Origin of the sequence: Rhodococcus sp. SGAir0479 (assembly GCF_005484805.1) — a bacterium.
Classification (GTDB): Bacteria; Actinomycetota; Actinomycetes; order Mycobacteriales; family Mycobacteriaceae; genus Prescottella.
The window spans coordinates 639,724-654,437 of sequence record NZ_CP039432.1 but is presented as its reverse complement, the minus strand read 5'-3'; the positions used below and the strand labels follow the sequence as shown (position 1 = coordinate 654,437).

Annotated in this window: 16 protein-coding genes; 6 read left to right on the top strand and 10 right to left on the bottom strand. The window is 69.6% G+C overall.

Features of this window, described 5'->3' with window-relative positions; genetic code table 11:
- The first annotated feature begins 14 nt into the window (after nucleotides 1–14).
- The gene (gene glgA / locus E7742_RS03155; RefSeq protein ID WP_137797604.1) at nucleotides 15–1,187 is read left to right on the top strand and encodes a glycogen synthase; all 1,173 of its coding nucleotides are present in this window, start codon (nucleotides 15–17) and stop codon (nucleotides 1,185–1,187) included.
- On the opposite strand, the gene E7742_RS03150 is transcribed toward glgA, so the two are convergent.
- From E7742_RS03150 to dapE, 10 genes are all read right to left on the bottom strand, one after another.
- Nucleotides 1,160–2,014, bottom strand: a complete 855-nt coding sequence (locus tag E7742_RS03150; RefSeq protein ID WP_137797603.1) for a putative RNA methyltransferase — start codon at nucleotides 2,012–2,014, stop codon at nucleotides 1,160–1,162. The two genes, glgA and E7742_RS03150, sit on opposite strands and share 28 nt — an antisense overlap.
- Before the next feature lie 105 nt (nucleotides 2,015–2,119).
- On the bottom strand, nucleotides 2,120–2,287 hold the full coding sequence (locus E7742_RS03145) for a DUF3117 domain-containing protein (RefSeq protein ID WP_003936084.1): 168 nt from the start codon (nucleotides 2,285–2,287) through the stop codon (nucleotides 2,120–2,122).
- 154 nt (nucleotides 2,288–2,441) lie between these two features.
- A complete protein-coding gene (locus E7742_RS03140; RefSeq protein WP_137801023.1) occupies nucleotides 2,442–3,011 on the bottom strand; it encodes a DNA-3-methyladenine glycosylase I in 570 nt (189 codons plus the stop codon).
- 26 nt (nucleotides 3,012–3,037) lie between these two features.
- On the bottom strand, nucleotides 3,038–3,382 hold the full coding sequence (locus E7742_RS03135; protein WP_137797601.1) for a DivIVA domain-containing protein: 345 nt from the start codon (nucleotides 3,380–3,382) through the stop codon (nucleotides 3,038–3,040).
- Nucleotides 3,383–3,428: 46 nt separating this feature from the next.
- Entirely contained in the window at nucleotides 3,429–4,352 is a 924-nt protein-coding gene (locus E7742_RS03130) for a glucosyl-3-phosphoglycerate synthase (RefSeq protein WP_137797600.1), read from the bottom strand.
- Nucleotides 4,349–5,257, bottom strand: coding sequence for a dihydropteroate synthase (gene folP, locus E7742_RS03125; protein WP_137797599.1), 909 nt, complete (start codon nucleotides 5,255–5,257; stop codon nucleotides 4,349–4,351). The genes E7742_RS03130 and folP overlap by 4 nt, the downstream gene beginning before the upstream one ends.
- Nucleotides 5,258–5,286: 29 nt before the next feature.
- Nucleotides 5,287–7,059, bottom strand: a complete 1,773-nt coding sequence (locus E7742_RS03120) for a long-chain-acyl-CoA synthetase (RefSeq protein WP_137797598.1) — start codon at nucleotides 7,057–7,059, stop codon at nucleotides 5,287–5,289.
- 89 nt (nucleotides 7,060–7,148) lie between these two features.
- A complete protein-coding gene (locus E7742_RS03115) occupies nucleotides 7,149–7,703 on the bottom strand; it encodes a TIGR00730 family Rossman fold protein (protein WP_137797597.1) in 555 nt (184 codons plus the stop codon).
- Nucleotides 7,703–8,503 carry a TIGR00730 family Rossman fold protein gene (locus E7742_RS03110; protein ID WP_137797596.1) on the bottom strand — a complete coding sequence of 267 codons (801 nt, stop codon included), beginning with the start codon at nucleotides 8,501–8,503 and terminating at the stop codon, nucleotides 7,703–7,705. The genes E7742_RS03115 and E7742_RS03110 overlap by 1 nt, the downstream gene beginning before the upstream one ends.
- An 18-nt stretch (nucleotides 8,504–8,521) precedes the next feature.
- On the bottom strand, nucleotides 8,522–9,619 hold the full coding sequence (gene dapE / locus E7742_RS03105) for a succinyl-diaminopimelate desuccinylase (protein ID WP_137797595.1): 1,098 nt from the start codon (nucleotides 9,617–9,619) through the stop codon (nucleotides 8,522–8,524).
- A gap of 118 nt (nucleotides 9,620–9,737) precedes the next feature.
- On the opposite strand from dapE, the gene dapD reads away from it, so the two are divergent.
- The 5 genes from dapD to E7742_RS03080 all read left to right on the top strand — a co-directional run bounded on the left by dapD (nucleotide 9,738) and on the right by E7742_RS03080 (nucleotide 14,701).
- Complete coding sequence (gene dapD, locus E7742_RS03100; protein ID WP_137797594.1) at nucleotides 9,738–10,691, top strand: 2,3,4,5-tetrahydropyridine-2,6-dicarboxylate N-succinyltransferase; 954 nt, start codon at nucleotides 9,738–9,740, stop codon at nucleotides 10,689–10,691.
- Between the two features lie 56 nt (nucleotides 10,692–10,747).
- Nucleotides 10,748–12,088, top strand: coding sequence for an amino acid permease (locus E7742_RS03095; RefSeq protein ID WP_254699257.1), 1,341 nt, complete (start codon nucleotides 10,748–10,750; stop codon nucleotides 12,086–12,088).
- Between the two features lie 79 nt (nucleotides 12,089–12,167).
- Nucleotides 12,168–12,977, top strand: coding sequence for an enoyl-CoA hydratase (locus E7742_RS03090; RefSeq protein ID WP_137797592.1), 810 nt, complete (start codon nucleotides 12,168–12,170; stop codon nucleotides 12,975–12,977).
- Between the two features lie 102 nt (nucleotides 12,978–13,079).
- Entirely contained in the window at nucleotides 13,080–13,742 is a 663-nt protein-coding gene (locus tag E7742_RS03085; RefSeq protein WP_368076946.1) for a TetR/AcrR family transcriptional regulator, read from the top strand.
- On the top strand, nucleotides 13,739–14,701 hold the full coding sequence (locus E7742_RS03080) for a TauD/TfdA dioxygenase family protein (RefSeq protein WP_137797591.1): 963 nt from the start codon (nucleotides 13,739–13,741) through the stop codon (nucleotides 14,699–14,701). Before E7742_RS03085 ends, E7742_RS03080 begins: the two co-directional genes overlap by 4 nt.
- Nucleotides 14,702–14,714 lie beyond the last annotated feature (13 nt).

Here is a 14,714-nt window from a genome sequence, read left to right as displayed (position 1 = left end):
GTTACGTTTAGCCGGTGCGGGTCGCGATGATGACGAAGGAGTATCCCCCCGAGATCTACGGCGGCGCGGGCGTGCACGTGACGGAACTGGTCGCCCATCTGCGCCGCCTGTGCGACGTCGACGTCCACTGCATGGGAGTACCCCGGGAGGGCGTCTTCGTCCACGAGCCCGACCCCGCGCTGGCCGACACCAATCCCGCCCTGCGGACGCTGTCGGCGGAGCTGCGGATGGCGGCCGCCGCCGCCGCGGCCGACGTCGCGCACTCGCACACCTGGTACACCGGGCTCGCCGGTCACGTGGCCGCCGAGCTGCACGACATCCCGCACATCGTCACTGCGCACTCGCTCGAGCCGCGCCGGCCGTGGAAGGCCGAGCAGCTCGGGGGCGGCTACCGCGTGTCCTCGTGGTCCGAGCGCAACGCGATGGAGCACGCCGACGCGGTGATCGCGGTCAGCGCCGGAATGCGCGCCGACGTCCTCGACGCGTACCCGGCCATCGACCCGGACCGGGTCCACGTGGTGCACAACGGGATCGATTCGGCGGTGTGGCACCCCGGTGCCGCCGCACCCGGCACCCGGTCGGCCCTGGCGACGTACGGCATCGACCCGGGCCGACCGCTCGTGGTCTTCGTCGGCAGGATCACCCGCCAGAAGGGGCTGGGGCACCTGGTCGCGGCCGCCCACGACTTCGATCCGTCGATCCAGCTCGTGCTCTGCGCCGGCGCACCCGACACCGCGGAACTCGCGGCCGAGACGGAGGCTGCGGTGGCGCGGTTGTCGGCCCGACGCCGCGACGTCTTCTGGATCCGGGAAATGCTCCCCACCGACCAGGTCCGCGAAATCCTTTCCGCCGCAACCGTATTCGTGTGTCCGTCGGTGTACGAACCACTGGGGATCGTCAATCTGGAGGCGATGGCGTGTGAGACGGCCGTCGTCGCCTCCGACGTCGGCGGCATCCCCGAGGTGGTTCACGACGGGGTCACCGGCCGCCTGGTGCACTACAACTCGTACGAACCCGAGGCCTTCGAATTCGCTCTCGCCGAAGCGGTCAACGCCGTCGCCACGGACCCGCAGCTCGCGACGACGATGGGCCGGGCGGGACGCCGCCGGGCGGTCTCGGAGTTCGCGTGGACACACATCGCCGAGCAGACGCTCGCCGTCTACGGTGAGGTGCTGGCGCGGCGGTAGGTCGAGATCACGACCGAGGCGGTGACCGAGAACGGCTCCGGCAGCTCGGCGACGGTGTCGTCGAGCCGGCCCGCCGGAAGATGCCGGGCCGAGGGGCCCATGCCGACGAGGTTGCGGACGTCGTGGTGCGACAAGGGCATCCGGACCTCGACGGGGATCCGACCCGTCCGTTCGAAGCGGCCGGCGACCGTCTCGCCCAGTCGCTCGACCTTGCGGTCGTCGACGCGGACCATTCCCAGGAGATCGACGAGTTCGTGCAGATGCCGGTCCGTGGGCGTCAGCACCACCAGCGTGCCCTGCTCGGCGAGCACCCGATCGATCTCGGCGGCATTGCGGGGCGCGAAGATCGACAGCACGTGTGTCAGCACGTGGTCGCGCACCGGCAGCTGTCGCCACACGTCGGCCACCACGGCCGCGACCCGCGGGTGGGCGCGGGCGAGGCGGCGGGCCGCGGGCTTCGAGACGTCGAGACCGATGCCCTGCGCGGTCGGCAGCGCGTCGAGGACGCGCGCGAGGTAATGACCCGTGCCCGCGCCGATCTCGAGAATGCGGGGCGCGTCGCCACCGTCGGCGGTCTGCACGACGGCGTCGGCCACCGCGGCCATGAGGGGGTCGAAACGCCCTGCGCCGAGGAACTCCTCGCGCGCGGCGATCATCTCGGGACTGTCGCCGCTGAACTTGGTGGCGGCACCGGTCAGCAGCGTCACGTAACCCTGGCGGGCGATGTCGAAGCTGTGGCCGCGAGCGCAGACGAGGGCGCGGCCCAGAAGATCGAGTTCGTCACCGCACTGCGGGCACGCGAGCAACGAACACACGTCGGCAAGCACCTGTGAAGCCGTGCCCTTTCCGGAAGTCGTGCGATTCGTTCCCACAGGCTACGGCCGGGTCGACAGTTCGACCCGGCCGGAAACGCTGCGGAGGGTGAAACCCTGTCAGCTGGTGACGCCCTTGAGCTCTTCCCCCAGCGCCGCTGCTTCCTCGGGGGTGAGTTCGACGACCAGACGTCCACCGCCCTCGAGTGGAACCCTCATGACGATCCCTCGTCCCTCTTTGGTTGCCTCGAGGGGACCGTCCCCGGTCCGGGGCTTCATGGCCGCCATCCTCTGCTCCCTCCACATCTGCGCCGGATTTCACGAGCGCCTCGGCTTACCGTGCGTGCCCCGCCAGCACTTAGCGAGGCTCTGTGATCCATTCTTCCCTATCGAGCGGGTTGCCGGGTAGCTAGGGCGGGAAAACCGTACGCCCGGGCGGGCGTCAGCGCGCCGGTTCCACCCAGCACGACAGGAGATGATCGTCTACCATTCCCGTGGCCTGCATGAGCGCATAAGCGGTGGTAGGGCCCACGAAACGGAACCCGCGACGCTTCAACTCGGCGGCCATCGCCGTGGACTCCGGCGTGATGGCGGGCACATTCGCGACTCGCTCCCACCGCCGCGCGCGCCGCGGCGGGGCGAACGACCACAGGAGCGTGTCCAGATCCGTGCCGGACAGGTCGAGTACCGCCCGCGCGTTGGAGACCACCGCTTCGATCTTGGCGCGATTGCGGACGATGCCGGCATCACCCAGCAGTCGCTCGACATCCGCATCGGTGAACGCGGCGACCACCTCGGGGTCGAAATGCGCGAACGCCGCCCGGAACGCGTCGCGCTTGCGCAGGATCGTGATCCACGACAGCCCCGACTGGAAGGCCTCGAGCGCGAGCCGCTCGAACAGTTCGTCGCGGCCGTGCACCGGCTGCCCCCACTCGAAGTCGTGGTAGTCGCTGTAGAGCCGGGAGCCGTCGGTGTCGACCGCCCACGGGCACCGGACACGCTCGGCCTGCATCGAATCCTCCTCGCCGCCAGCCGCGCTCATCGGTCCACCGCGGGGCCGGTGGAACCGCCGGGCTCGGCCGGACCGTCGACCGCTCCCCGGTCCGCGTGTTCCGCCAGTTGCGCTCGCAGAGAATCGATCTCGCGACCCAACCGGTCCAACGCCCAGTCCACCTCACTGGTCTTGTAGCCGCGCAGCGTCTGCTGGAACCGCAGCGACTGCACATCGGCACCGGTGACGTCGTCGGCCGGCAGTACCGTCGCGGTGGTTCCGGCCGGCAGCGGCGGCAGTTCCTCGGAGCGCCCGAAGACCGCGCTCGCAGCGAGGTAGAGCAGACCACCGACCAGCACCATGATCAGCAGGTACAGCAGGACCGTCAGCATGCCCTGATCCTGTCACGAACCACCGACAGCTACCCCGTGGGTGGGGTCACGGGCGGAGCGTGTTCATGGGCGGCCGGTCCGCGAGCGAGACGTCGGTGCGCACGGGAACGAACGAGTCCCCGTCGGCGACGAACTGCGTCAGCCCGCCCCCGCCGTCGTCCACCCCGCACCGGCGCAGCATCGTGCCGATGATCTGCCGGCTCATCACCCCCAGATCGGAGAGCGGGCGGTTGCGGTGCTTGCGCACACCCAGATTGACCTGGCCGATCGCGCCCAGGCCGAGACGGTCGTAGGTGTCGAGCAGCAGCCCGATCTCGACGCCGTACCCCGGTGCGAACGGCACCGACGAGAGCAGTTCCCGGGTGCCGGCGTACTCGCCACCCAGCGGCTGCAGCACGCACGTCAGTTCGGGACGCAATGCCGCGAGCAGCGGCCGCGCCACGAGCTCGGTCACGCGCCCACCGCCGTTGGCGTCCTCCGTCCCGCTGACCCGCAGCGGGCGCCGGTAGTACCCCTTGACCAGGTGGATGCCGACGACCGTCAGCAGTGGGCCCAGCAGCTTCGGGACGAACGCGGGATCGGGGTCGACGAGGTCGGAGTCGACGAACGCGATGAGGTCACCGCTGGTCGCGGCGACCGAACGCCACAGCACCTCCCCCTTGCCCGGCACCGGGTCCAGCCCCGGCACCGCCGCCTCCCGGCTGACGACCTTCGCGCCGGCGGCCGCCGCCCGTTCGGCGGTCGCGTCGCACGACCCGGAGTCGAGGACGACCAGTTCGTCGACCAGCCCGCCGAGCAGCGGATGGATCGTGTCGACGACACCGGCGACGGTCTTCTCCTCGTTCAGCGCCGGCAACACCACCGAGACGGTGCGGCCGGCCTTGGCGCGCTCGAGTTCGGCGATGCTCCAGCACGGCTGGTCCCAGCTGTTCGCGTCGGTCCAGGTGCGGGACGCTTCGGTGATGCTCATGCCAACCCCCGTACGGTGCGGACGGGCTGCCGGGTACCCATGATCGCGGCGACCATGTCGACCACCCTCCGGGTCGAGGCAACCTCGTGGACGCGGAACACACGCGCACCCCCGGCGGCCGCGAGCGCGGTCGCCGCCAGGGTGCCCTCCAGCCTCTCGGCAAGTTCCACACCCAGAGTCTCCCCGACGAAGTCCTTGTTGCTGAGCGCCATCAGCACAGGCCATCCGGTGTTGACGAGATCTTCCACGCGCCGTAACAATTCGAGCCCGTGGAAGGTGTTCTTCCCGAAATCGTGGGTCGGGTCGACCAGGATCGAGTCCGCCCGCACCCCGAGCGCGACCGCGCGCTCGGCCGCAGCGACCACCTCGTCGACGACGTCGGCCACCACGTCGGGGTAACGGACACGGTGCGGACGGGTGCGCGGCACGGCGCCGCCGGTGTGCGAGCACACGATTCCCGCCCCCAGTTCGGCGGCCACCTCGACCAGGCGTGGGTCGGCGCCCGCCCACGTGTCGTTGATCAGGTCGGCGCCCTCCGCGCACGCCAACCGTGCCACCTCGCTGCGCCACGTGTCGACGCTGACGATCACGTCCGGGTACCGCGACCGGATGGCCTCGACGAAGGGCACCACACGGCGGATCTCCTCCGCCGCGTCCACGACCGCGCCGGGCCCCGCCTTCACACCCCCGATGTCGACGATGTCGGCCCCCTCGGTGACCGCACGATCGACCGCCGCCATCGCGGCCTCGTCGGAGAACGTGGCACCGCGGTCGTAGAAGGAGTCCGGCGTGCGGTTGACGATCGCCATCACGAGGGCACGGTCGGTTGCCACCGGGCGGCCGCACAGCGTGGGCAGGACGTGACCGGGGGCCGACGTGTCGTCGGAGGCGGGGCGGGTTGCCATGACCCCATCGTCGCACGCCAGGAGCCGCACTACGCTCCGGGCGCGGTCCCCTCGACGACGGCCGCGGCATAGCCGTCGTAGGCCGGTACGTAGCCCTCGCTCCGCCCCGACAGCACGTACAGCCGATCGACGGTGGACGCGAAGCCTTCCTCGCGCATCTCCACCTTCCGGCTCTTGAACGTCGACGTGGTCTCGAGTGAATCGACGATCCGCAGGAACAGCGGGATCGCGTACCCGGGCAGCCGGTCGTACAGCGCGGCCGCCAGCTCGCGGCCGTCGAAGTCGTGTCCGTCCCGCAGGGTCACCGCGGCCATGCCGGCCTTGCCGTCCGCCCCCGGCACGGCGACTCCGTACACGACCGACTGCTCGATCGCCGGGTGCGCGCCGAGCGCGCCCTCGACCTCGGTGGTGGCGACGTTCTCGCCCTTCCACCGAAACGTGTCGCCGAGCCGGTCCACGAAGGCGACGTGCAGGAACCCCTGGCTACGGACCAGGTCGCCGGTGTCGAACCAGCAGTCGCCGTCCTTGAAACCGCCTCGCACGAGCTTGCTTTCGCTCGCATCCGCGTCGGTGTAGCCGTCGAAGGGCGACCGATCGGTGACCTTCGACAACAGGAGTCCCACCTCGCCGGTACCCACCCGCCGCAGGCGTCCGCGCCCGTCCCGGCGGGCGCGGCCGGTGTCGGGATCGAATTCGACGACCGCGAACGGCAGCGGGCACAGCCCGGCGGTGCGCTCGACACCGAGGGCGTTGACGAACGCGATGTTGCACTCGCTCGCACCGTAGAACTCGGCGACGCGGTCGATGCCGAAGCGTTCGGTGAACTCGGACCAGATCTCGGGGCGCAGCCCGTTGCCGACGACCAGTCGGATGTCGTTGTCGCGGTCGGAGGCCCTGGGCGGCTGGTTGAGCAGGTATCGGCACACCTCGCCGATGTAGACGAAGGCGGTGGCCCCGTTGACCTTCGCGTCGTCCCAGAAGCGGGAGGCGGAGAAACTGCGCCCGATCGCGAATGTGGCGCCCGACGACAGCACCGACGACAGCGACACCGTGAGGGCGTTGTTGTGGTAGAGCGGCAGCGCGCAGTACAGGGTGTCGCTGCGGCGCAACCGGACTCCCATCGCGCCGATCCCGGACATGCTCTTGAGCCAACGGTAGTGACTCATCAGGCTCGCCTTGGGCAGTCCGGTCGTCCCGGACGTGAAGATGTAGAAGGCGCGGTCCTTGCCCTGCACGCGCTCGCACACCGCGGGATTCGAGTCGTCGGCGTGCTCGGCCCGGCGCTGCAGTTCGCCGTCCGACAGCACCGTCTCGGCGTGCGGCGCGCCGTCGAGGGAGGCGACGGCCTCGTCGCACTCCTCCCCCACGACCAGGACCCGGCTGTCCAACAGCGAGAGACTGTGTGCGAGAACGTCGCCGCGCTGGTGGTGGTTGAGCATCCCCGCCACCGCACCGAGCTTGACCGCGGCGAGGGTGACCAGCAAGGTCTCCGGGCGATTCTTCATGAGGATCCCGACCACGTCACCGCGGCGGACGCCGAGTTGCGTCAACACGTCGGCATAGCGGTTGACCTCGGCGTTCGCCTGACCGTAGGTGACGGTGCCGCCCTCGAACCGAATGAACGGGTGGTGCGGTTGGCGACGCGCCCGATCCTGGAACACCCGGCCGATCGAGGCCCGATCCGCGGGCCTGCGCGTCATTCCCAGCGCACCGCGGGCCAGGCTGGGAAGTTCGGTGGCCATCCTCGGGAGTTGCAGTGCCAGTTGCACGGGATCGATCGTCGACGCGGCATCCGAACTCATCGGGATCCTTCACACGAGGGGACAGGTCACTTCTTACTCCACAGTAACCTTTGCGTCCCGTCCCGGGAACCCCTCGAGGGGAACCACTTTCACCTCGTGCACGCGTCCAGCGCCGCCTCGATGTCGTCGGTGACGACGAGTCCGTCGAGTGCCCGCTGCGCCACGAAGCCCTGCGCCTTCAGCCCTTCCAGCCACTGCAGCAGGCCCGCGAAGTGATCCACCGGGTCGAGCATCACGACGGGTTTGGCGTGCATGCCGAGGTATCCGGCGGTCCAGGTCTCGAACAGCTCCTCGAGAGTTCCGATACCGCCCGGGAGCGTGACGAACGCATCGGCGCGGTCCTCCATGATCTGCTTTCGTTCGCGCATCGTGTCCGTGACGATCAACTCGTCGGCGTCGACGTCCGCGACCTCCCTGTGCACCAGCGCTTTCGGGATGACGCCGACCGTCCACGCCCCCGCCTCGCGGGCCGCGGTGGCGACCGCGCCCATCATCGAGACGTTGCCGCCGCCGGAGACAAGTTGCCAGCCGCGGCGCCCGATCGCCGTCCCCAACGCGGCGGCCAGTTCCAGGAACCGCGGGTCCACCGGACCCGACGCGCAGTACACGCACACGGCGAACTTCTCGCCGTTTCCGGCCGCCACTAGGAGTCCTCTCCCAGCAGCGCCGCCTCGTCCACACCCTGCTGCGACTCCACGATGATGCGCACCACCTCGTCGACGCTGTCGGTGACGTGGATCAGGTCCAGGTCGTCGGGCGAGATCTTGCCCGACCGCGCGACCGCGTCCCGCAGCCAGCCCACCAGCCCGGACCAGTACTCGGACCCCATGAGGATGATCGGGAAGCTCGTGATCTTGTGGGTCTGGACCAGCGTGAGCGCCTCGAACAACTCGTCCAGGGTGCCGAAGCCGCCGGGCAGGCAGATGAAGGCCTGCGAGTACTTCACGAACATCGTCTTGCGCGCGAAGAAGTAGCGGAAGTTGATGCCGAGGTCGACCCACTCGTTGAGACGCTGCTCGAAGGGTAACTCGATGCCCAGACCGATCGAGTAGCCGCCGCTCTCGCAGGCCCCGCGGTTGGCGCCTTCCATGATGCCCGGCCCACCGCCGGTGATGACCGCGTAGCCGGCCCGGGCGAGCGCGGTACCCAGTTCGCGCGCCCAGACGTACTCGTGGTGGTCCTCGTCGGTGCGGGCCGACCCGAAGATCGTCACGGCACGCGGAACCTCGGCCAGCGCCCCGAATCCCTCGACGAACTCACTCTGGATCCGCAACACGCGCCACGGGTCGGTGTGAACCCAGTCCGTGGGTCCGCGCTGGTCGAGCAGACGCCGATCGGCGGTGGTGGACTCGGCCTTGCGATCGCGTCGCAGCATCACCGGGCCGCGGTGCCGTACCGATGCACTGCCCTGCCGGGCCGCTCCGGTCTTCCTCTCTGGTGCCATGCGGCCCAGGTTAGGCGCTCACGCGCCGAGGTAGCCGCGCAGTACCGCGGTCACGTCGGTGATCTGCTGGACCGGGACGTGCTCGTCGCGCTTGTGCGCCAGATTGGGATCACCCGGACCGTAGTTGACGGCGGGAATTCCCAGTGCCGAGAAGCGCGAGACGTCGGTCCACCCGTACTTGGCGCGGTACCGGCCGCCGGCGGCGTCGATCAGTGCGGCGGCCGCGGGGTTCGCCAGTCCGGGCAGCGCACCCGGTGAGCTGTCGGTGACCTCGAACCCGAGGTCGAGACCGCCGAGCGAGGCCGGATCGAACACCTCGCGCACGTGCTCGATCGCCTGCTCGACACTGCGGTCGGGAGCAAAGCGGAAGTTGACGTCCATCTCGGCCGCGTCGGGGACGACGTTCCCGGCGACACCCCCGGAGATCCGGACCGCCGACAGACCCTCGCGGTAGACGCAGCCGTCGATGTCCACGGATCGAGCCTCGTACGACGACAACCGCTCGAGCACGGGGGCAAACTTGTGAATCGCGTTGTCGCCGAGCCACGATCGGGCCGAGTGTGCCCGCACGCCGGACGCGGTCAGCCGCACCCGCAACGTGCCCTGGCACCCCGCCTCGATGAGGCCGCCGGTGGGCTCGCCGAGGATCGCGACGTCGGCCCGCAGCCACTCCGGCAGCTCGCGCTCGATCCGGCCGAGACCGTTGTACTGCGCGGCGATCTCCTCGCAGTCGTAGAACACCAGCGTCAGGTCGTGCGCGAGATCGGACACGGTCGCGGCGAGATGCAGGAACACCGCGTCCCCGGACTTCATGTCGACCGTGCCACAACCGTGCAGCAGGTCGCCGCGCTCGTCGACCGTGCGCCGGCTCGGCACGTTGTCCGCGATCGGCACCGTGTCGAGGTGCCCGGCCAGCATGACGCGACTGGGCAGGCCCCGGTTCGTGCGCGCCAGCACCGCGTCCCCGTTGCGGATCACCTCGAATCCGGAGGTCTGTTCCCGCAGGGCGGCCTCGACCGCGTCGGCGATCGCACGCTCGTCCTGCGAGACACTCGGGATGTCCACCAGCGCGGCGGTGAGATCGACGGGGTCGGCGTGCAGATCGAGAAGGCTCACAGCTTCCAGCGTAGAGACCGGCCCGGGCAGGTACCCGACCGGTCGGAACTCGTCACCCGGGGCGGGCACGTCTCCCGCCCCCGGACGACGCCCGGCTCCTCGCGTAACCTGTGCATCCGTGAGTGCACAGGGAGCATCTGCAGTAGGCGTCGCCAACGTGACCGAGTCGGGCACGGTTCTCGACACCTGGTACCCCGCCCCGGAGCTGGGCGAGTACGAGGACAACGGAACCGTCGCGCTCGAGGGCACCGACATTCCGTCGGACCTCGCGTTGCTCGCCGGCCACGACGAGGCCCGCGAGGTCAAGCAGGTCGTGGTGCGCACCACGATCGCCGATCTGTCGGCGCCGCCCGTCGACGCCCACGACGTCTACCTGCGCCTGCACCTGCTGTCGCACCGCCTGGTGCAGCCGCACGGGGTCAACCTCGACGGCCAGTTCGGTCTGCTCGCGAACGTGGTGTGGACCAACTTCGGTCCGTGCGCGGTCGACGGCTTCGAGCTGGTGCGTTCGCGCCTGCGGATTCGCGGTGTCGTCACGGTGTTCGGCGTCGACAAGTTCCCCCGCATGGTCGACTACGTCGTCCCGGCCGGCGTACGCATCGCCGACGCCGACCGTGTCCGTCTGGGCGCGCACCTCGCGAGCGGCACCACCGTGATGCACGAGGGCTTCGTGAACTTCAACGCCGGCACGCTCGGCAGCTCGATGGTCGAGGGCCGCATCTCGGCCGGCGTCGTCGTCGGTGACGGCTCGGACGTCGGTGGCGGCGCCTCGATCATGGGCACGCTCTCGGGCGGCGGCAAGCAGGTCATCTCCGTCGGCGAGCGCTGCCTGCTGGGCGCCAACGCCGGCCTGGGCATCTCGCTCGGCGACGACTGCGTGGTCGAGGCGGGTCTCTACCTCACCGCCGGCACCAAGGTCACCGGCCCCGACGGCACCGTCGTCAAGGCCGCCGACCTCAGTGGCAAGTCGAACATCCTGTTCCGCCGGAACTCCGTTTCCGGCGCCGTCGAGGTGGTGCCGTGGAAGGGCACCGGTGTGGAACTGAACGCAGCTCTTCACGCGAACGACTAGTGAGCACCAGCGACACCTCCGCGCTCGGGCACGGCCTGAAGGTCCGTCATCTCACGATGATGGGCCTCGGGTCGGCCATCGGTGCCGGGCTCTTCCTGGGCACCGGCGTCGGGATCGCGAAGGCGGGCCCCGCGGTTCTCGTCTCGTACCTCATCGCGGGCTTCGTGGTGGTCTGCGTCATGCGGATGCTCGGCGAGATGGGCGCCGCGCTCCCCGCGAGCGGATCGTTCTCGCACTACGCCCGCATCGGTATCGGCGAGTGGGCCGGCTTCGTCATGGGCTGGCTGTACTGGTTCATGCTGATCATGGTGCTGGGCGCCGAGATCACCGGCGCGTCCGCGATCGTGAACGACTGGCTGCCCGGCGTCCCCCAATGGGTGGTCGCGCTGGTGTTCGTCACGTTCTTCGCCGTCGTCAATCTGGCGAAGGTGAGCAACTTCGGCGAGTTCGAGTTCTGGTTCGCGGCCCTCAAGGTCGCCGCGATCATCGGCTTCCTCGTCGTCGGCTTCCTGCTCGTCTTCGGGCTCCTACCGGACACCGACCCCGTCGGCTTCACGCACTTCCTCGGCGAGGGCGGGTTCATGCCCAACGGCTTCGCCGGCGTCGCCGCCGGGCTGCTCGTGGTGGCGTTCGCGTTCGGTGGCATCGAGATCGTCACCATCGCGGCCGCCGAGTCCCGGGATCCCGAACGCGCGATCGCCGTCGCGGTCCGCAGCGTCGTGTGGCGGATCAGCGTCTTCTACATCGGCGCCATCGCCATCATGGTCTTCCTCCTGCCGTGGGACGACCCGAGCCTGCAGGACGGCCCGTTCGTCGCCGTCCTCGACAAGGCGAACATCCCGTACGTCTCCGGGCTGATGGAACTCGTGGTCGTCGTCGCGCTCCTGTCGGCGTTCAACGCGAACGTCTACGGCACCTCCCGCATGGCGTTCTCGCTCGCCCGCCGTGGCGACGGTCCCGCCGCGCTGGCCAAGCTCTCGAAGACGGGGGTGCCCACCAACGCGGTGGTGCTGTCGGTGCTCTTCGGGTTCGTCAGTGTGCTGCTGAACTGGCTGCTGCCGGACTCCCTGCTCGGGATCCTGCTCAACGCCGTCGGCGCCGCCCTCCTGGTGATCTGGGTGTTCATCGTGGTCGCGCACCTGCGTCTGCGGCCGAAGCTCGAACGCGAGGGCAAGCTGACGGTGCGGATGTGGCTGTTCCCGTACCTGAGTTACCTCACGCTGGCGCTGCTGGCCGCCTTCGTCGTGCTGATGGCGTTCGATGCGGACGCCCGGGAACAGTTGATCTCCACCGTCGTGCTGTTCCTCGTCATTCTCGCGCTGGGGCTGCTCAATTCACGACGACGGGCACGCAAGGCGTCGGTCACGGACGAGGCGGACGCGCCACTGCCCGGGTGACGCCCGCGAACGGGGCACATCGGACGCTCCCGCGGCGTAGGGTCGGCGCACATCGGCCGCCCTGCCCCGAGGAGTTCCCTTGAGCTTCATCGTCGTCGAACGTCCCCGCGAGCACGTCGCCCTGGTGACCCTCGATCGTCCCGAGCGGATGAACGCGATGGCGTTCGACGTCATGGTGCCGTTCCGCGAGTCGCTCGAGGCCATCAGCAACGACAACTCGGTGCGCGCCGTCGTGATCACCGGCGCGGGGCGCGGATTCTGTTCGGGCGCCGACCAGACGTCCGCCGGCGCCCCACCCCACATCGACGGTCTCACCCGGCCGTCCATCGCGCTGCGGTCGATGGAGATGCTCGACGACGTCGTGCTGACACTGCGCCGGATGCACCAACCGGTGATCGCGGCGATCAACGGGGCGGCGATCGGCGGCGGATTCTGCCTGTCGATGGCCGCGGACATCCGGCTCGCGGCACCCGGGGCGTACTTCCGCGCCGCCGGGATCAACAACGGCCTCACGGCCAGCGAGCTGGGGCTGAGCTACCTGCTGCCGCGGGCGATCGGGTCGTCGCGGGCCTTCGAGATCATGCTGACCGGGCGCGACGTCGATGCCGACGAGGCCGCCCGCATCGGGTTGGTCTCGCGCATCGTCGCCGCCGAGGACCTGCTCGAGGAGTGCTTCGATCTCGCGCAGAGCATCGCGAAGTTCTCCCGGCCGGGCGTGGAGCTGACCAAGCGGACCCTGTGGTCGAGCCTGGACGCCTCGTCGATGGCGCAGCACATGAACCAGGAGGGGCTGGGCCAGCTCCTGATCCGGCTGCTCACCGACAACTTCGAGGAGGCCACACTCGCCCGCCGGGAGAAGCGGGACCCGCTGTTCCGGGATTCCCGCTAGCGCCTCGCGGCACCCGACCCACCCCGGCCCCCGGCCCTGCGACAGGTGCGCAGAACTCGGAACACCGTTGACTCTTTAAGGACGCGACCTTACATTGACGGTGTGACCCAGACCACCGCGCGGCAGGCGATGCTCGCCGCGGCCGAGCAGATCATCGCCGAACGGGGCATGCCCGCACTGACGCTCAAGGACGTCCAGATCGCGGCGAACCAGTCCAACAAGTCGGCGGCCACGTACCACTTCGGTTCCCGCGAAGGCCTCATCGAGGCGCTCGTCGAGGTCCGGATGACACCCGTCGACACCCGCCGACGCGAACTTCTCGACGAGATCGAACGGCGGGGCGAACCGCCCACGGTCCGCGGGGCCGTCGAGGCACTGGTCCGGCCGCTCGCCGCCGAGACCCTCGGGCGCCCCGGGAGCCGCTACGCCCGATTCCTCGTTCAGGGCCTGTTCGATCCGGCGCTCGCCGACATGATCCGCAAGCACCTGAAAGCGGAAAGCTACCGACACGTCCACCGTCTGCTGGTGGACCTGTGCCCCGCCCCCGGCCACATCGCGGAGTGGCGTGCCGACAACATCGTCATGCTCGGCATCACGTCGCTGGCCGCCCGCGAGGGCACCGCCCGCACGGCGGCGGACACCGCCGCGATCGTCGCCGACCTCGTCGACACGTGTGTGGCGATGATCGAGGCACCCACGTCCGTTCCACCCGGCAGTGCATCCGATCCGACGGAATGCACCGAAACACGAGGAGTTTCGCTATGACCGCAGCTGCGACGCCGAACATCTTCCGCACGTTCCTCGAGCCCCGCCCGACGGACCCGCTCTACGCGGTGGGGCCCCTGGTCGCTCCCCGCACCACCGACCGCTGCGAGAGCCGTCCGTACGAGCTGTTCTCGCTCACCCCGAAGACTCCCACCATCGGCGCGGAGATCTCGGGAATCCGGTTGAGCGGCGACCTCTCCGACGACGTCCTCGCGGAACTGCGTCGAGCACTCCTCGAATGGAAGGTGCTGTTCTTCCGCGACCAGGCCATCGACCGCGCCGACCACCGCGCGTTCGCCGCCCGCTGGGGCGAGCTCGAACAGCACCCGTTCTTCAAGTACACCCAGCCCGGCCAGAGCGACGCGGATGTCGCCACCCTCGCCAAGGACGCCGTGGCCGCGGGTGTGGAGAACATGTGGCACAACGACGTCACGTGGCACGAGTTCCCCTCGTTCGCAGCGATTCTGCGTGGTGTCGAGGTGCCCGACGTGGGCGGCGACACCCTGTGGGCCGACACCGGCGCGGCCTACGACCTGCTGCCCGAGGACGTGCGCGCGCGCATCGACCACCTCGAAGCGGAACACGACTGGATCAACTCGTTCGGCCGCGGCATGCCGGCCGAGACCGTCGAGATGCTCCGGCCGGCGTTCCCTCCGGTCACGCACCCGGTGGTACGGGTGGTGCCGGAGACCGGGCGCCGAGTCCTGTTCGTGAACCCGGTCTTCACGCAGCGGATCCTGGGCGTCTCCCAGCACGAGTCGGACGAGCTGCTGCGGATGCTGTACCGCCACGTCCAGCGCCCCGAGTTCCAGGTGCGTCTGCACTGGCGTCCCGACACCATCGCGTTCTGGGACAACCGCGCCTGCCAGCACTACGCGTCCAGCGACTACTACCCCGCGCGCCGCGTGATGGACCGGATCTCGATCGTCGGCGACCGCCCCGTCGGCATCACGGACTGACGATCGGTCCTCG